This is a genomic window from bacterium (genome assembly GCA_040755755.1).
Classification (GTDB): domain Bacteria; phylum SZUA-182; class SZUA-182; order DTGQ01; family DTGQ01; genus DTGQ01.
The window spans coordinates 1-17,427 of the sequence record JBFLZW010000017.1 but is presented as its reverse complement, the minus strand read 5'-3'; the positions used below and the strand labels follow the sequence as shown (position 1 = coordinate 17,427).

General features: G+C 47.2%; 17 protein-coding genes and 1 pseudogene. 8 read left to right on the top strand and 10 right to left on the bottom strand.

Annotated features, from left to right (window positions below; all coding sequences use genetic code 11):
• The first annotated feature begins 2 nt into the window (after positions 1 to 2).
• On the top strand, positions 3 to 1,439 hold the full coding sequence (locus AB1611_05735; GenBank protein ID MEW6379090.1) for a 6-bladed beta-propeller: 1,437 nt from the start codon (positions 3 to 5) through the stop codon (positions 1,437 to 1,439).
• Here AB1611_05735 and AB1611_05730 read toward each other — a convergent pair.
• From AB1611_05730 to AB1611_05715, 4 genes and pseudogenes are all read right to left on the bottom strand, one after another.
• Positions 1,401 to 1,631, bottom strand: a complete 231-nt coding sequence (locus AB1611_05730; protein MEW6379089.1) for a hypothetical protein — start codon at positions 1,629 to 1,631, stop codon at positions 1,401 to 1,403. The genes AB1611_05735 and AB1611_05730 overlap by 39 nt on opposite strands.
• Before the next feature lie 124 nt (positions 1,632 to 1,755).
• Positions 1,756 to 2,475, bottom strand: coding sequence for an FAD-dependent oxidoreductase (locus tag AB1611_05725; GenBank protein ID MEW6379088.1), 720 nt, complete (start codon positions 2,473 to 2,475; stop codon positions 1,756 to 1,758).
• A gap of 92 nt (positions 2,476 to 2,567) precedes the next feature.
• A pseudogene (locus tag AB1611_05720) lies at positions 2,568 to 2,735 on the bottom strand (transposase).
• A gap of 502 nt (positions 2,736 to 3,237) precedes the next feature.
• Positions 3,238 to 3,648 (bottom strand): hypothetical protein, encoded by a 411-nt coding sequence (locus tag AB1611_05715; GenBank protein MEW6379087.1) that lies wholly within the window; start codon positions 3,646 to 3,648, stop codon positions 3,238 to 3,240.
• A 400-nt stretch (positions 3,649 to 4,048) separates the two neighbouring features.
• Here AB1611_05715 and AB1611_05710 point away from each other — a divergent pair, with 400 nt between their 5' ends.
• The 7 genes from AB1611_05710 (at position 4,049) to AB1611_05680 (ending at position 9,680) form a co-directional block, all read left to right on the top strand.
• Positions 4,049 to 4,828: a sulfide-dependent adenosine diphosphate thiazole synthase gene (locus AB1611_05710; GenBank protein MEW6379086.1), complete on the top strand. Its 780-nt coding sequence runs from the start codon at positions 4,049 to 4,051 to the stop codon at positions 4,826 to 4,828.
• A gap of 25 nt (positions 4,829 to 4,853) precedes the next feature.
• Positions 4,854 to 6,137 (top strand): phosphomethylpyrimidine synthase ThiC, encoded by a 1,284-nt coding sequence (thiC, locus tag AB1611_05705; protein ID MEW6379085.1) that lies wholly within the window; start codon positions 4,854 to 4,856, stop codon positions 6,135 to 6,137.
• A 17-nt stretch (positions 6,138 to 6,154) separates the two neighbouring features.
• Positions 6,155 to 6,808, top strand: a complete 654-nt coding sequence (gene thiE / locus AB1611_05700; GenBank protein MEW6379084.1) for a thiamine phosphate synthase — start codon at positions 6,155 to 6,157, stop codon at positions 6,806 to 6,808.
• An 8-nt stretch (positions 6,809 to 6,816) separates the two neighbouring features.
• Positions 6,817 to 7,674, top strand: coding sequence for a bifunctional hydroxymethylpyrimidine kinase/phosphomethylpyrimidine kinase (gene thiD / locus AB1611_05695; GenBank protein ID MEW6379083.1), 858 nt, complete (start codon positions 6,817 to 6,819; stop codon positions 7,672 to 7,674).
• Positions 7,667 to 8,098, top strand: a complete 432-nt coding sequence (locus AB1611_05690; GenBank protein MEW6379082.1) for a PPC domain-containing DNA-binding protein — start codon at positions 7,667 to 7,669, stop codon at positions 8,096 to 8,098. Before thiD ends, AB1611_05690 begins: the two co-directional genes overlap by 8 nt.
• An 18-nt stretch (positions 8,099 to 8,116) precedes the next feature.
• Entirely contained in the window at positions 8,117 to 9,436 is a 1,320-nt protein-coding gene (locus tag AB1611_05685; protein ID MEW6379081.1) for a radical SAM protein, read from the top strand.
• 67 nt (positions 9,437 to 9,503) lie between these two features.
• The gene (locus tag AB1611_05680) at positions 9,504 to 9,680 is read left to right on the top strand and encodes a hypothetical protein (GenBank protein ID MEW6379080.1); all 177 of its coding nucleotides are present in this window, start codon (positions 9,504 to 9,506) and stop codon (positions 9,678 to 9,680) included.
• Between the two features lie 46 nt (positions 9,681 to 9,726).
• On the opposite strand, the gene AB1611_05675 is transcribed toward AB1611_05680, so the two are convergent.
• The 6 genes from AB1611_05675 to AB1611_05650 form a co-directional block, all read right to left on the bottom strand.
• Positions 9,727 to 12,786: a type I restriction endonuclease subunit R gene (locus AB1611_05675; GenBank protein ID MEW6379079.1), complete on the bottom strand. Its 3,060-nt coding sequence runs from the start codon at positions 12,784 to 12,786 to the stop codon at positions 9,727 to 9,729.
• 8 nt (positions 12,787 to 12,794) lie between these two features.
• Positions 12,795 to 14,540: an ABC-three component system protein gene (locus AB1611_05670; GenBank protein MEW6379078.1), complete on the bottom strand. Its 1,746-nt coding sequence runs from the start codon at positions 14,538 to 14,540 to the stop codon at positions 12,795 to 12,797.
• Positions 14,537 to 14,764 carry an ABC-three component system middle component 6 gene (locus tag AB1611_05665; protein MEW6379077.1) on the bottom strand — a complete coding sequence of 76 codons (228 nt, stop codon included), beginning with the start codon at positions 14,762 to 14,764 and terminating at the stop codon, positions 14,537 to 14,539. The genes AB1611_05670 and AB1611_05665 overlap by 4 nt, the downstream gene beginning before the upstream one ends.
• Positions 14,761 to 15,510: an ABC-three component system protein gene (locus AB1611_05660; GenBank protein MEW6379076.1), complete on the bottom strand. Its 750-nt coding sequence runs from the start codon at positions 15,508 to 15,510 to the stop codon at positions 14,761 to 14,763. Before AB1611_05660 ends, AB1611_05665 begins: the two co-directional genes overlap by 4 nt.
• 5 nt (positions 15,511 to 15,515) lie before the next feature.
• Positions 15,516 to 16,814 (bottom strand): restriction endonuclease subunit S, encoded by a 1,299-nt coding sequence (locus AB1611_05655; GenBank protein ID MEW6379075.1) that lies wholly within the window; start codon positions 16,812 to 16,814, stop codon positions 15,516 to 15,518.
• A partial coding sequence (locus tag AB1611_05650; protein ID MEW6379074.1) for a toll/interleukin-1 receptor domain-containing protein occupies positions 16,811 to 17,427 on the bottom strand: 617 nt, incomplete at its 5' end. The genes AB1611_05655 and AB1611_05650, both read right to left, overlap by 4 nt.

Here is a 17,427-nt window from a genome sequence, read left to right as displayed (position 1 = left end):
TTATGTGCAAGTTTCCAATATTCAAGACCAGATATCGGCAGATGAAATTCCGGCTGGGGGTGTTTTGCCTGATAGGTTTGCTGCCGTTTCTTATCAATAGCCAAAAGGCACAAGAGCCACGGAACGCTCATGAAACTCTGGCAATGGGTGCCAAACCGCAAACTTTGGCCTCTTCACCGTCAGCGGAAGGGAATCCCGTGCCTCCACCTGAGCAGGGCTTTCTGCCTCCGGAGAAAACTCCTGTGCCTGCTGCGTCTGCTGAAAAAGAGACACCACCTGAGCCTGCACCTGCTGCCGGCAACGAGAGGGGGCCTGCATCTTCTGAGAAAGAGGATTTACTTTTGCCTCCGGCAAAAAGTCCTTTGCCTGAGCCTGCGGAGAAAGACACTGTACCTCCAGCCGGGGAAAAAGGCGCTCTATCTCCTCCTCCTGTCGAGAAAGACACTGCACCACTGCCCAAACAGGATTCTCCGCTTCCACCAGCAGGTGCGGATACCGGCCAGAAAAAGCGGCTGGGTTATCATCACTACAGCTATGAGTCATCATTTGGCGGTTCCGGAATGGGGAGAGGATCGTTTGATCATCCAGTAGCAATTGCCGTTGACAGCCAGGATAACATCTACGTCGTTGACCAGGGGAGAAATAATCTTATCCAGAAGTTCAGCAAAGATGGCGAGTTTATTTGCCAATGGGGAAAGCGCGGCACGAAATCGGGCGAATTCGACTCTCTCTCGGCTATCGCTATTGACAAGAATGACAACATCTATGTAGTTGATACGGGTAATAACCGGATACAAAAGTTTAATCCAGCTAAGTTTAATTCATGGAAAGATCCAGTTAATGACCCGAATTACTCATTTTTCTTCAAGGTTATTGGCTCCCTGGGCTCCGGCGAAAGTAAGTTTCAGACACCCACCGATATTGTTATCGACGATGATAACGCACTCTATGTAGTTGATTCCGGTAACAGTCGAATTCAAAAGTTTGACAATGAGGGAGAGTTCGAGAAGGAATTCGGAAGCTATGGCTCGTGCAGGGAATGCTTTCTGGCTCCTTCACGGATCGCCTACGACCCCACTGGATTTGGCTATCTCTACGTGCTGGATCAAACTCGCAGGGGTTTCGTGCTTCACCAGATTGACACCAGTGGGCGGTTCCTGCGGACCCTGGACGTATTTCACCAGAAAGAGTTTCCCATCTCCAAACCGACTCGTATCTATTTTGATTCGGACGGGTTTCTCTATGTTGTGGATCAGGAGAAAGGCTCGGTTTACAAGTTCAATACCAATGGCGAATTTATCCAGAAAATCGGTGATCCATCCTCCACGTCCCGGGAAGCTGCTCTGGATACTCCCCAGGCAATAGTGCAGGATTCGGATAAGCGCCTTCTTATCGTGGATTCAAAAGATAACCGGATTAAGATTTTTGATCAGATATAGAAGCCCTGGCGATGGTTGAGGACCGACAACCAATGTCTGAGGTTTTCCCGGTAGGAACTGCATCGCATTGCAGACACTCCCTGGCAGGAAAAGACGGCGACTGGCAGATAAAGACTGCCAGTCTGCCGCAAAATATGTTTCTACGAGCTTTTCAGCATATTCACAGGTATTTTCAATGGATTCAAAATTCATGATTCCCCCTCTATAATAGCTCCCCTTTTTCCCCTGGAGAGCTTCTATTCTCTCGTAGAATCCATCATGCAGAGTTTGGGTTTTGACATGAGATGAGGGAAGTAGTTCCATCGTTTCCGGGTGATTATACTTTCGACCTGTCCGCAGATGCCCCCCGGGGAGCTATCTGGTACGATGTCCAAACTCCAGGAGTATCTTCCCGGCTGATAATGGCCGTAACATGGCCAATTGTTTCGGGCATGGTATTTTCTGCAAGTAATAACAAAGTTCCATCATGATAGGGTATCCCATCAGCGTGCAAAATATGAATGCAAAAGTCATTGTTTTGAACCTGGGAAAACAGTTCCTGTTCTTCCGGGGATGCATCGATAAATTTGAGGGCTTCTTTCAGGTCACAGGAAATGATAATGCGGTCGAAGGTCTCGGTAAGGCCGTTGGCGGTTACTTCGATTGATATCGAACTTTCGTTATCACCCCGTTTAACTTTTTCCACGGTCTGGTTCAGGCGAACATCTTCCAGGTCTTCCGCAACTTTTTCCCATAGCCTCTGGAAGCCTTCGGGAGCCCTTCGTAAAACATCAGGGGAAGAACTAAGATTGCTTACAAACGGTACCATTAATTTGAGGACATAAAGAGCGGGGACATCAGAATAGTATCCATATCCGGCACCTGCCCATAAGGGGCTGAAGCCATAGGCAATTGGCTCGATATGATACTTTTCGATAAATTTATCAGCATTCATAAAAAGTTCCGGCTCTGCCCCGGCGAACCCGATGTTCTTGAGACTTTTGAATTTCCATTGGATCCATTTGAAGCTTATAAGTGCCGATTCGATTTCAGCCAAATTATAGCTTGCAGCAATATATTCCAGGATACTTCCATAATTATTGTTCGCGGAGTCGCGAATTATGAGACTGACGTCTTCCGGCTGTAAACCACCATCAGAACTAATCCCATAGTATCAACCAATATATGACGCTTACGCCCCTTGATCTTTTTGCCAGCATCGTAGCCCCTCTGTCCACTAACTTCAGTAGTTTTGACCGATTGGCTATCGATGATACCAGCACCGGGCTGGGCATCTCGTCCCGATTCTTTCCTCACTTTCTGCCGAAGAGCAGTATGAAGTTTCTCCATCGTTTCATCTTGTCGCCAGCAACGGAAATATCGAAGCTGGCCGATTTCCTTCATCTCCAGTCCAGTTAACTCCACATGGGTGGTGATCAGGTAAGAGGTCTCTTCTTGCTTATTGATGAGGTTGACCGTCTTGACTTTGGCTACCTTCAGGGGATAATCTACCCCTTCTGCTGTCAGCTCCCCTACTGCCCATAGCTGGTAGCTGAATTTTTCCCCATCCTCTCTGACCTGAGTACCTTCGTAATACTCTACCTCATCTTTAAACTCTTCATAGTGGCCGAATAACTCTTCTGCATCCTGGATATGGGTAAGATTCTTTTCTGTGGTCTTAATCAGAAGAACGTCTTTACCCTGGCTTCTGATCCAGTTGATCCACTTCTTGATATAGTAGAGCCCATCGAAAATCATCATATCCACCTCAGGCAGATGTTTTGTGAGCAGTTTCCAGCTTGCCTCAAGTTCTTTACCCTTATTTCTTTATCCGCTCAACATCAACCAGCAGATTTATCTTACCGATCTCATAGAACACACTGCACAGCTTTTTGCCTATCATGGTCCCATCCACTATTCCTGCTATCAGCTTTCTGCCACTGGATAAGGTTACCTTGTGATACCCTCTTGCCTGAGCAAATCTTACTACCGCCTTGAGTATCATCCTCACAGAATCTCTTGCTTCTGGCAGTCGCAGCTTGTTATCAAGCTGGTTCAGGCTCTTGAGTCTCAGGATAGGTATCAAAAGAAGTGATTTAAAAATATCGACAGGAGAAATTCGGGGATGCTTTCTGGCATCTCCTACTTTTATCCCAAGGAATTCTAACCTCTGACAAAGGTCTTTTACTTTTGCTATAATTATAGCTGGGTCTATGATTGATGTTCTCATCAATTATTCACCCCCTTTCATCGGTTACCGTGGGTAGAGTAACTCTCTTATGAGGTACTGGCGGGAGATCAACCAGCCCTCTATTCTCAGCACAAAAGAAAGAAGAGAGAAGAAAGAAAACCCACGGTAATCTCTTTTCTCCATCTTATTTTCTCACCGGCTCCCTATTTTTTCAACGTGGGGAACATCTGATACCATAAATAAGTCATTGACAAGATAAGTCATTGACAAGCAAAAAAGTATTTGATATTCTTTGCAAATTACTATAGAATAAAAAGTTTGCCGGATAAAATAAGCAATCTTCTGCAAAAGACGTTGCTTTTACATGGTAAACAATCTGAAAGAGCGTTATCTCTTAGTTAACGCGCTTTATTCAGGCAGGAGGGTATCAGGAGAGTATATGGAATTAGATGATCTTGTTGTTTCAAAAGCTATCATTGAGCGTTTTTCCGAAAAGCTGATGAGCTACTCAGAGATCGATGCAGCTATTGTCGGGGCTGGCCCGGCAGGGTTGATGGCCTCGTATGCCATTGCCAGGAAGGGATTGAAAGTAGCTGTTTTTGAGAGAAGATTGAGTGTCGGCGGCGGCATGTGGGGCGGCGGGATGATGTTTAACGAGATCGTTGTGCAGGAGGAAGGGAAAAAAATCCTGGATGAGCTCGGTGTTGCCAGCCGTGAATATAAGACCGGCTACTTTACAGCCGACTCGATTCAGACCGTTACTACTCTGGCCTCTTATGCGACCAAAGCGGGAGCTCAGGTTTTCAATCTGATCTCGGTTGAAGATGTCATGGTCCGGGAGGAGCGGGTCATCGGTCTGGTGCTGAACTGGTCAGCAGTCAACATGGCCGGGCTGCACATCGATCCTTTGAGTATCAAGGCTGAAACGATTATCGATGCTACCGGCCACGCAGCCGAGCTGGTCAAGATTCTGCGCCAGAAATTCGGCGCAAGGCTATTGACGGAAACGGGTGAGATTATGGGTGAAAAGCCGATGTGGGCCGATATTGGTGAGAAGAGTATTCTCAAGAATACCAGGGAAGTATACCCCGGCGTATATGTGGTTGGTATGGCTGCCAATGCTGTATTTGGAGCACATCGAATGGGGCCGATCTTCGGCGGCATGCTGCTTTCGGGGTTGAAAGTAGCCGAGCTTGTGGCTAAAAACAATCCGCGATAAGGAGACCTATGCTTTGACCACGCAAATGAAGCAGGCCCGATCCGGCTGCCTTACTCCGGAAATGGAGCTGGTAGCCGCACAGGAGCAGGTGTCGCCCCAGACCATTATGGAAGGCATCAGCCGGGGAGTTATCGCTATCCCCTGCAACCGCATCCGACCCAAATCCCGGCTCTGCGGAATCGGCGGCGGGCTTCGCACCAAAGTCAACGCCAACATCGGAACATCCAAAGACCGGCCCGACCCGGATCAGGAAATGGAAAAACTGCGCGCCGCGATTGAGGCCGGGGCTGATGCGGTCATGGATCTTTCCACGGGCGGTGATATCAATCTTGTGCGAAGAAAAATCCTGCAACACTCTCCCCTGCCCATTGGAACGGTGCCGATCTACCAGGCAACCATCGAATCCATTGAAGAGTTTGGGGCTGTAGTCAAGATGTCCGAAGAAAAGCTCTTTCAGGTCATCGAAGAGCAGGCCGCGGATGGGGTGGATTTTGTCACCGTTCATGCAGGGTTAACCATGGAAGCAGTGCAGCGGCTGAAAAAACAGGGAAGATTGATGGACATCGTCAGCCGGGGCGGTGCTTTTCTGGTTTCCTGGATGGTCCATCACCAGAAAGAAAACCCGCTATATGAGCATTTCGACCGTCTTCTTGATCTGGCCAGACGCTTCGATCTGGTCCTGAGCCTTGGCGACGGGCTCAGGCCGGGAGCCCTGACAGATGCTACGGACCGGGCACAGATCCAGGAGCTTTTAACCCTGGGGGAGCTTGCCGAGCGGGCCTGGCAGGCGGATGTCCAGGTAATGATCGAGGGGCCGGGGCATGTGCCCATGGATCAGATCGAGGCCAATATCGTCCTCCAGAAGCGGCTCTGCAAGAATGCGCCCTTTTATGTGCTGGGTCCTCTGGTGACCGATATCGCCTGCGGCTACGACCATATTTCTTCGGCTATCGGAGCAGCCATAGCAGCCCGTGCCGGGGCGGATTTCATCTGCTATGTCACTCCCTCGGAACACCTTCGGCTGCCGACCCCGGAAGATGTACGGGATGGAGTGATCGCCGCCCGCATTGCCGGTCACGCGGCTGATATTGCCAGGAAAATACCGGGAGCCCTGGAATGGGACAATCAGATGTCACGGGCACGCAAATCCCAGGACTGGGAGACCCAGATCCGGCTTGCCATTTACCCGAAGACCGCCGAGAGGCTGCGTCAGGCCAGCCCGCCCCGGGAAAACGCCACCTGCACCATGTGCGGAGAATTCTGCGCCATCAGTGTGGTCAAAGAGTTTTTAAAACCTTCACTGCCGTAAAGCATCTTTTGAGAAGTATGAAACCGACTGGCATAAAAACAATTCAAGATTGCTTCCTCTACGCATTAACTCCTCCTGACCTGGAAAAGGACAGCACCTCCTGGAATAAGGTCATTGAGTCCATAGGCCAGGGAATCGATCTTCTTCAACTTCGGCTGAAAGGAAAAACCGATCGCCAGATACTTGACCTCGGTCAGCAAATCCGCCGGTTGACCAGGGAAGCAGGGATAATGCTGATCATGAATGACCGTCTGGATTTTTGTCAAATCCTGGATGCCGATGGCCTGCACCTTGGGCAGGATGACATTCCCCTGGAAGAAGCCAGAAAAATCCTGGGACCGCGCAAGATTATCGGCGTATCCACCCATACTCTTGCGCAGGCATGCGAAGCGGAGCAGGCGGGAGCAGACTACCTTGGATACGGTCCCTGCTATCTGACCGTGACCAAAAAGGACACTTCGCCCAGAATCAGCTTTGAGGATATTACCCGGCTTCGCCAGACCCTGAAGATTCCCTTTTTTGTCATCGGCGGGCTTTCTCTGGAAAACCTGCCTCCCGTTGTATCAGCCGGAGCCAGCCGGATAGCTGTCAGCGCCGGGATTTATCAAACTTCCAACATCCGGCTGACCATCCGGCACATCCGCCAGATCCTCGCCCAGAGGTCAGCCTGAAATTGAGTATGAACATGAATTCACCAGCTTCATTCTCTGCCCCCCCCTCCCCTCCCCTGCCACGGGCTCTCACCATTGCCGGTTCGGATTCAGGAGGCGGGGCAGGTATCCAGGCAGACCTGAAGACCTTCGCCCTGATGGGAGTTTTCGGCCTTTCGGTGATCACGGCACTTACAGCGCAAAACACCCTGGGGGTACAGCACATTTTCGGTGTTCCGGAAAATGTCGTGCAGCAGCAGATGGATTCGGTGCTGGATGATATCGGTGCCGATGCCATCAAGACAGGCATGCTCTGGAGCCAGGGGATCATCGAAGTGGTTGCTGGCAGGCTCCGGGGAGGAAAATATCTCCTGGTTATCGATCCTGTTCTTGCCGCAAAGCGGGGAGAGCCTCTGCTCCAGCCTGAGGCCGTTCCTGCTCTCCAGCACTGTCTGTTCCCCCTGGCTGCACTGGTGACACCGAATATCCCGGAGGCTGAGCTGCTCAGCGGCATTTCTCCCCTGACCACCCGAGACCGGATACAGGATGCGGCCAAAAAAATCATGGACTCCTCCGGTACCCGGTCCGTCCTGATCAAGGGAGGGCATCTTTCCGGCGGTCAAATTTTTGACCTTTTTTATGATGGAAGAGAATATAGGGTTTTTGAGAAGGAAAGAATTAACAATCAGCACATTCATGGGGTGGGATGCACCCTGGCTGCGGCCATTACCGCCTGTCTGGCGCGTGGCCTTACGCTCGTTCAGGCCATTCAGAAGGCTCAAGGAGTTATCGGAGAGGCCATCCAGTCAGCTCAGCCTCTGGGCCGGGGAATCGGCCCGGTTAACTCCCGATTCTGCATCCTGCCAGAGGAGAAGTATCATGGTTGAACGCTATAGTGCAGGAAGACTCTTTCTTGGCCGTCTCGAATATGGAGCGGACTTACTGGATGAGCTGTATCGCCTCTGCGAAGATCATACTATCCGGATGGGAACCTTATGGGTTATCGGCGCAGTGCAGAAGTCCTGCGTTGGTTTCTATCATCAGGGTGAAAAGCGCTATCAGCAGATTACTCTTGCGACTCCGGCTGAAATCGTCTGCTGCCTGGGCAATATCTCCTATAAGGATGAGAGGTGCTTCATCCATGCCCATATCAGTCTGTCCGACGGGGAGGGGAAAGCCTGGGGAGGGCATCTCATGCCGGGAACAATCATTTTTGCGGCTGAGTATCAGGTTCAGGAGCTCCAGGGGAGGATTCTCCAAAGGAGAGACGATGCTGTCACCGGCCTGGCCTTATGGCAGCAAAGGTCGTAACATCGGGAGGAAAAAGCCGTGCCTGCTCTGCTCGTGGCAGATGAATCCGGACAAATTTACGACCACCCGTATTTGAAACTTGCAGCCCGCACCGGGTACCGGATGGTCAGACCTGGCCGCAGGCAGCTTATCCCGCTCCCCTTTGGCAGTCAGCTTTTTATCATGCCTGGCCGTATTCCTGTGGGTTGGGACACCAGGGCTGAAAAGTTTACCTCCTGCGAAGAGTTTTCTTTCAACGGGAAGAAAAAACGATGCTTTCCCGTAGCAGCCTTTTTGGCTCCGGGATTTTTACGAACCCTGCTCCCGGCCACCCAGGTGGTTCAGGAGCCCCGCATCGAGCTTCCCTTATGGGCCTACACCGCTGTTGGCTGGAAAAATGGAAGATTCTGGGTGAGCGCTCTTCAGATTGATCCCAATCCCCACTGGCACCCGAAATATTTTCAGGATGACCAAAAGGTAGCCAGGGCTGTGCGCACCTTTTTGCAGGAGAAGCCGAAAAACCGCCTGGTTCGGCAACTGAGCCGCTGCGCTCTGGAATATCATTGTTTTGCCGCTAAAAACTTCTTCCTGCAGCGCTGGGAATGTCCGCTGCCGACCTCTCCGGCATGCAATGCCCGGTGCCTGGGATGTCTTTCTCTCCAGCCCGGTGAGTGCTGCCCATCGTCCCAGGAGAGGATTACCTTTGTCCCGACCGTGGATGAGCTGGTGGAGGTTGCCCTGCCGCACCTTGGCAGGGAAGATGCCATTGTGAGCTTTGGCCAGGGGTGTGAGGGGGAACCGCTGCTCCAGGCCGATACCCTGGCCCGGACGGTCCACCGGCTGAGAAGGGAAACCTCAAAAGGCATTATTAACCTCAATACCAACGGAAGCCTGCCGGAGAAGGCCGAAGAGGTCTTTCGGGCTGGTCTTGACAGCGTCCGGGTCAGCCTCAACAGCCTGATCCCCGACTCCTATAACCGCTATTACTCCCCGTGCGGCTATACCTTCGACCAGGTGATCGAGACCGTGAAAAAGGCCAGGGAGCATGATCTTTATACCTCAATCAATCTGCTGGTCTTTCCCGGCATAACCGATCGGAAGATCGAGTGTGAAAAGCTCTATCAGTTTGTCGGGCAATCAGGCATTGACCTTATCCAGATGCGCAATCTCAATATCGATCCCGACCTGTACCTGGAAAGAATGGGAGCGCCGGAAGCGGATGAAGAAGATGGACGGGGGGAGTTTGTGCCCATCTGGGAGGTAGTAGATACCCTGAGGAAGAAATTCCCCCGGCTCAGACTGGGGTATTTCAACCAGCCTGAGCAGGTGGTGCGGAAGGCAGGCTATACCACAGTATAATATCAGTAATTATTGGTCAAGTCCAAAAATCCTAAAACTATTATCTTGGGTACTGGAGAGACAGCAAATGGGAATAAAACAGGAAAATGAATCGATAGATATTGAGAATGAAGAAGTTGATCAGTATAATAAAGGAGTTGATGAAGAAAGCAAGCTTTGGGATGAGCTAATAGACCGGGAACTGGAAGCATCCCAAAAGAGGATAGAAATTTTCAATAGGATGAAGAGCTTACGTAATAACTGAGCTTTCGTTCCAAAATTTATTTTTCTCGGAAAAGCCAGAGCTCTTCTCATCTCACCCAATCCTTGCATATCAAAGCAGCCTGCTCCAAAACAGTGTCAGTCGCCTTTTTCTGCTTGTCCGGCGGGTATCCGTATTTCCTGAGAATCCTTTTTACCGCAACCTTAATCTTTGCCTGGACGCTCTCTTTTATCGTCCAGTCGATTGTAACATTCTTTCGGACAGTATCGACAAGCTCCCTCGCAATGGTCCTCAATGCCTCATCACCCAATACCTTGACAGCACTGTCATTCACTTCCAGTGCGTCATAGAAAGCAAGCTCCTCATCACTGAGATTTAATTCCTCTCCCCTGTCAGCCGCCTTCCTCATATCCTTGGCAAGCTCAATCAATCTTTCAATGACTTGCGCAGCTTCGATCGCTTTGTTCTGGTAACTTCTTATTGTTTTTTCCAGCATATCAGCAAACGACCTGCTCTGGACAAGATACTTTTTCGACCTTGACTTGATCTCATCGTTCAAGAGCTTCTTGAGGAGTTCGAGAGCAAGGTTCTTGTGGGGCATGCCCCTGACCTCAGCCAAAAACTCGTCTGAAAGAATCGAGATATCAGGCTTTTTGAGCCCTGCTGCTGCAAAGATATCAATCACTTCATCTGAGGTGATTGCCTTGGAAATAATCTGCTTGATGGCAGAATCCAGTTCTTCGCCTGTTTTTCCCTTCCCGCTCTGGAATTTTGAGAGACTGGCCTTGACCTCCTGGAAAAATATAACGTCATCGCGTATCCTCAATGCCTCTTCGCTCGGAACCGCAAGCGCAAAAGCTTTTGATAATTGCGCTACATAGGCCAGTAGCCTCTCCTTGCCGTCCCTCTGCTTCAGGATATGATCCTCAGCCCTTACCAAAATGGATATCTTGTCCCTGCCAGATGCTGTAAAGAATCTCCGGTAATCAAAGCCGTGGAATAGCTGGGATACAATCTCATATTTTTCGTGCATGACCTGGATTGCATCGTTCTGGTCAAAAATAGGTTTCCCCTTGCCTCCGCTCTCAGTGTACTCGGAAACAGCCTTCTTCAATTCATCCGCTATCCCAAGGTAATCAACCACAAGTCCGCCAGGCTTATCCTTGTAGACGCGGTTCACCCGCGCTATTGCCTGCATCAGCCCGTGGCTTTTCATCGGTTTATCGATATACATCGTGTGCAGGCAGGGGACATCAAAGCCGGTAAGCCACATGTCCCTAACAATGACAAGCTTAAGGGGGTCTTTTGGGTCCTTGATCCTGTCACCGAGTTTTCTCCGCCGTGGCTTGTTTCTGATATGCTCCTGCCAGGATGCGCCGTCACTGGCAGAGCCTGTCATTATAACCTTTATCGAGCCCTGATCATCATCCTTGTGGTACCATTGGGGCCTGAGCTTGATTATCTCGTCGTGCAAGTCTATACAGATGCGCCTGCTCATGCAAACAATCATTGCCTTGCCGTCAATTACCTCCTCGCGCTCTTCATAATGCCTTACGATATCCCCGGCAATCTGTTTAACCCGTTTTTCTGCTCCGACAACAGCCTCAAGCCTGGCCCATCTGCTTTTCAGCTTCTCTTTCTTTTCTACCTCTTCGCCTTCGGTCACTTCCTCAAATTCTGGGTCAATTTTCGGCCTTTCATCGTCCTTCAACTCAAGCTTTGCAAGCCTGCTCTCGTAAAATATCCTGACAGTTGCGCCGTCTTTCACTGCCTGCTCAATGTCATAGATATCGATGTAATTCCCGAACACTGCACGGGTGTTCTTGTCTGTCATTTCAATTGGAGTTCCGGTAAAGCCGATAAAGGAAGCGTTGGGCAGTGCATCCCTCATGTGCCTTGCAAACCCGTCGATGAAATCGTACTGGCTCCTGTGGGCCTCGTCTGCAATGACAACAATGTTCCTTCTCTCTGAAAGGAGCGGGTATTTACTCCCTTTATCAGGGGAAAATTTCTGGATTGTCGTGAACACGATCCCGCCTGAAGCTACCTTAAGGTATTCCTGAAGCTTGTCCCTGGAATCTGCCTGGACAGGCTTTTGCCTCACTAAATCCTGGCATCTGCAGAATGTCCCAAAGAGCTGGTCGTCAAGGTCGTTCCGGTCGGTGAGGACTACTATTGTCGGGTTGTCCATTTCGAGGACAAGTTTCCCCGCATAAAAGACCATGATCAGGCTTTTTCCTGACCCCTGGGTATGCCAGATGACACCACAGCGTTTATCGCCTTTTGGCTGGGATGCCTTTATCGTTGCCTCTATCGCCTTGTTTACTGCATGGTATTGGTGATAACCTGCCAATTTCTTGAGTATCTTATCCTGATCTTTTTCATAGGCGATGAAATGCCGTACCAGGTCAAGGAAAATCCTCCTGTCAAACATACCCTTGAGGAGCACCTCTATCTGGGGGATGGCGGGAGACGCTTTTTCAAGGCCGTCGATTGTTTTCCAGGGAGAGAATCTTTCCCAGTCTGAAGTGATGGTCCCTGCCTTTGCCTCGCATCCGTCGCTGATAACCAGGATTTCGTTGTAATGGAACAGGGAAGGAATTTCTGATTTGTAGGTCTCAAACTGGTGGAAAGCGCTTCTTACTGTTGCATTCTCGTCTGCGGGATTCTTGAGCTCAATGACAGCCAGGGGCAGGCCGTTAACAAACAGGACAATATCCGGCCTTCTGTTGCTGTTGTTCTCGATAATCGTGAACTGGTTGACGGCCAGGAACTCATTGTCTTTCGGATTCTTATAATCGAATAGCCAGACCTTGTCGCCCTTTATCCGTCCGTTCTGTCTGTACTCAACGTCAACCCCGTCAACAAGCATTTTATGGAAGTGCTGGTTATTGATGACAAGGCCGGGGCTTTCACTCCGAAAAATTTTCTTTATTGCCTGCTCTTTTCCTTCTTCCGGGATAGAGGGATTGAGCCGGTCTATGGCCTGTCGCAGCCTCCTGTTGAGGATGATCTGGGAATAGTCATCCCTTTCAGGCTCTTTGCTGTCGGGAGCGATATCAGGGCCATGAACGATTTTATAGCCAAGCTCATCAAGTATGTCCAGGCAGGCTTCTTCGACTTCGGATTCGGTGATCAGTCGGGGCATTTTTCCCTTCAGAACCTTATACCCAGAAGGCCGCCGTCTTCGGTGGCATCAGTCAAGGTTAATCTTACATACTTATCAAACTGGAAAGCCGGGCTAAAATCTTTTGATGGGATATTATCAGAATTCATAGTGCATATATACTGAAACCCAAGCCTTTCAGACTCTTTTGCGGCCACTTCCAGGGCTAAAGCCTTTTGCCGTTCATCAACGTCAGCAAAAATGATGCTGTCATGGACCAGCAGTCCGGGGCTATTCTCCTTTCTTGACCAAAGCTGTGCCAGCATAAGGTCATAACAGAAAATTTTCATATTGCCGATACCGTGGCTGCCAGACCTTTCAATCTTTACATTAAACTTAAATCCTGTTTTTGAAATATCAATCGATAGTATCCCCGGACTCTGGTAAAGGGCTTGCGAATTGGAATTAAAGAGTAAAATAGCCCTCTCTTTTTGGGTCTTTCTCTCGTTTAAATCTGTAATAACCTGTTGCTGCAAGATTTCCTGTTCAACTGCGACCGCGCTTCGTCCCTGCTCAAATTTCCGTAAGTTTGCAAGCTTAATGTCAACATCTTTAAGCTCGGCAACGGTCTTTTGGTGATTATTCTGTAATTGGGTATATTCTTCCAGTGCCCCATGCTTTTTCAAAATTTGCATCAGCTCTGCACGCTCATCAGAGAGGCTTTGAATTTGTTGCTCTCTCTTTGCAATTGCATTCCTTATTTGTTCAATCTCATTTATCAGGAACTCTTTCCTATTGGCTACCACTTGCTTATGGAAGGATAATACCTCATCTAACCTTTGTTTTATAGAATCCGGTAATACTAATCCTGCCTCTTGATAAACCCTGGTTACTGATTCCGGCTTCGCTTCAACCTCATCCTGCAAGCTTTTCTCATAATGCTCAAGAAGCCTTTTCTCATCAATATTTGCGTTAGTTAACTCATGAATCTTGTATGTTAATTCATTAGCCCGGTTCTCGATCTCTCTATATTGGGGGTGAACTTTGAAACTGTTTAGTTGCTCTTCTTCCTGCCTTACCTGGGATTCCAGTCTGATTTTTAATGCTTCAATCTCTCCTATCGTGCCGACGAGATTAGCAAGAACCCCTGATTTTGCCTCCTGCTTTATCTGATCAAGAACTCTTATCCTGTCCTTAAGTACCTGCCATCTGGCAGCATACTCCCAGCCAAGGTCCAGTAAGAATGCATTGTTTATTTGTTTATCCCATTCTATTTGATTTTTAAAATGCTGGAAAGGATTAAGGAATGCTCCACTTTGGCCATTATGCCGTATAAAATAGGAAATCAGGCTTCTGAATGTTGGCGCATATTTCATATCATCATACGAAGGTTCGAGCCCAAACATTAAAACGCCTAATACCCTTTTCCAATTACTGTTAGTGATTATCTGCTTCCCATGTTTTTTATCCAGTTCCGGTTTTATGGGCCAATCTGAGCAATCACCTTCTATGGCTACTTTATTAGCAAGAGTGTTTCGCGTTACAGAATACCTTTTACCGGCTAAATCAATGTCCAATGTAAAGGTCCAGTCATCCAATTCATGCTTTGATAAGGTCTCTCCTTTATTGCCGCCCAAACAAAAATGTATGATCTCAATCAAGGTCGACTTGCCAAGGCCATTCCTGGAGTCTTTCTTGGTGGATTCCTCGGTTCTTTCAGCAAGAATGACATTAAAGCCAGGATTAAACCGGACATTTTTGAAGGATTCCTTATCACAGGTAATTGAGTGGATCATTTTTTAATCTTCCTTAACAAGCCATCCCGGAAGTCAATCATTCCTAAGATAAACAAGAGATCCAGTCCAAGAGTGAATCGCTCAAAGGTCCTCACTTCTGGAAATGTACGGGCCTCATCCCATAATAAGGAAACAGTCTTGTCTTTGTTCATGCAATTCAAAATTGCCGCCCCCACTCCCAGTAATGAATTTGACAGGTTGATATGCTTCGTCGGGAGTATCATTTCTCGAATACCTCGCATAATTCAAACAAATATACTAAAACTGTCAGACCGGCAGCCTTTTCTCGAAACTCATTGCTTTTTCCTGACGCAAAGTCAAAAAGGCTGAAAAATAAATCATCCCCTGAAAGCTCTTCTTCTTTTTTCAGGCGTTCGTACTCCTCAACAAACCTTTGCTTAAGCCGCTCTCCGAACTCCGCATCAGGGCAATTATCGATAAAATGCCGAACCTGATTGACTTGGGTAATTCCTATCGTTATTAGTCTTTCTATCTCTCCTGAAAGAGAGTTCTTTTTAATTTTTTCTCTCGGTGGAATAATTGTAAAGGATTCACTGGGAACAAATTGGCCTGAGTTCAAATACCTCGTAACAACATTCAGCTCAGCAAAGGTAACATTTACTACTTCCTTTTCAGTGGATTCGTTAATCCATTTTTCGTGCTGTTTTTTGATTTGGCACAGCTTCCCGATGGTATAAGTATTCACCTGGTCATCAATCATCTTATGGCAGTTCCCGCAGACCAGGATCAGATTATCGTAGCAGTTACGTTCTTTATCGGTCATGTCAGCATCGTAGCGGGCTGAATTGGGATTTTCACCCTTAATGTGTGCCATCTCTCCAATTATGGATTCACAGTCGCCTTGGGTCTTATTGATGATAAGCTCCTTATGGCATTCTGGAATAGCACATCGGTTGCCACTTCTTAAGCAAAGGATTTTCTGGTCTCGAAGGGGAATATTTCCGCTCATTTTTGCTACCCCGGAACGCTGACTCTTATTTTCCCGGACATTAGTTTGGGGAGGAGGGAGTCACGGAGTTGGGTGAAACAATCAATTTCTCTGGCACTGTTTGAAATTCTTTTATACATTACAGAAACCTTATTATCAAATCTATTCACTAGTTGTTCAGGAGGTACAGGGAGCATAATGTGATCAAAGCATTCATTAGGTACTCTCTGCCTTCCCGAAGATCCGGTCATAGCACCTATAGCTATTTCTCTTACCTTTGCATCCCTCACCAAATTGAAAATATAAACACTTGACGGAATAACCTTTGGAGAAAAGATGATAAATTCAGTAGTGCCAAAAGCAATCTCATCTTCTGCTAAAATGGATACGAGTGCAGTTTTACCATGTTCTAAACTGGGAGTGATCCTTGCAAAAAGGATATCGCCATTCTTAAATTTGGGTCCAGAGCTGTATTCTGCTATTTGATATGATTGTATCCAAGATTGCCAAGGCTGCAAATCAGCCATTCCGACTTTCTTTGTAACAGTCCCTTTTTTTAGCCTTCTGGAAGGATTTACATTTACTACTTCAGAAAACGGTAGAGCCTCCCACCCCTTCGGTATCTCCTCTTCTAACTCATCATTATAAACCATTTCGCCGCCGCTTGATTTATATGGCTTGCCTTCCTCGTTCGGAAATTCAAAATCAATGAACCATCGCTTGAAGATTGCCTGGCCAATTGCTTCAAGGGTTTTGTTCATTTGTTGATTGAGCTCGATTTTAGAGTCTAAGTCAGAGAGAATTTTGGTAATTGACTTTTGCTCTTTGGGAAAAGGAAGGTTAATTATTATTGTATCAAAAACATCATTCTCAACTCTTTGCCTACCAGAGGTTCCAGTCATAGATTTAATTGTTTTAGTCCTTATTTCAGGAGATATTGCTAAATAATATACAAATTCAGAAATTGTCTTCCCTTCTTTAGCAGATAAGACTATAAATTCAGTCGAGCCAGTCCCTATTTCGCCATCACTTAAAATATCCACGTAAGCAGTTTTCCCATTTTCTAAGCAAGGAGTAATCCTGGCCATTAGTGTATCATGATTTATAAATTTAGAACCGCCCTTGTATTTCTTAAAAATATATCCTTGTATCTTTTTATTATACCTTTCAATATCTCCCATAGATATAAATTTTGATTCTACATTTTTTTTCAATTCCCTGATAGGGTTTATATCCACAACCTCAGAAAATATGGCTTCTTCCCAATCTTCAGGAATTTTTCCTATCTCAGTTTCTTTGAACTTTGATTTTAACTGCTGCATCATCTTTGTTCCATAAGCTTTTTACTATTACTATTATTAAGCATTAGATAACCCAAACCTAATAATCCTAATACTAGAATAAGTTGATTTTGCTTTTTTTGCTGAATATTTGAATTAATAAAATTATATAGTCGTCCTATCTCTGCTTGGTATTTTTGTTGATTTGATAAGTCAAGGTAGTTTATGCCCGTAAGCATTCCAGTCGGCTTTGTGCCGTCTAACACTATAGGAATTATCAATTTATTATTAGCCCTTGCTACACCAATTTCCTGCTGGACATAATTTGATTTAGCTGAGTTTGTACTGAAAAAAACAATAAATATGTCTGTCTTACTAATCTTATTTATTAGCTCGTTACTTATTTCAGTTCCTGGAGCCAAGGATTCATCAGCAATGAAAACATCTGTATCTTGAATAGACTTTAGTAAAATATTCACAGGCATTATATCTTCGATATCCTTCGAGCTGTAGCTAATAAATATGTTAAACCGAATGGCACTTACATAAGCCAAGCTTATAATATAGAGAGGACACAAAGCACACAGGGAAAAAAGATCTCCCGCAGAAGACGCAGAGAACAACCAATCCGGCAAGGTCCTGATGAAAGTCGGGATAT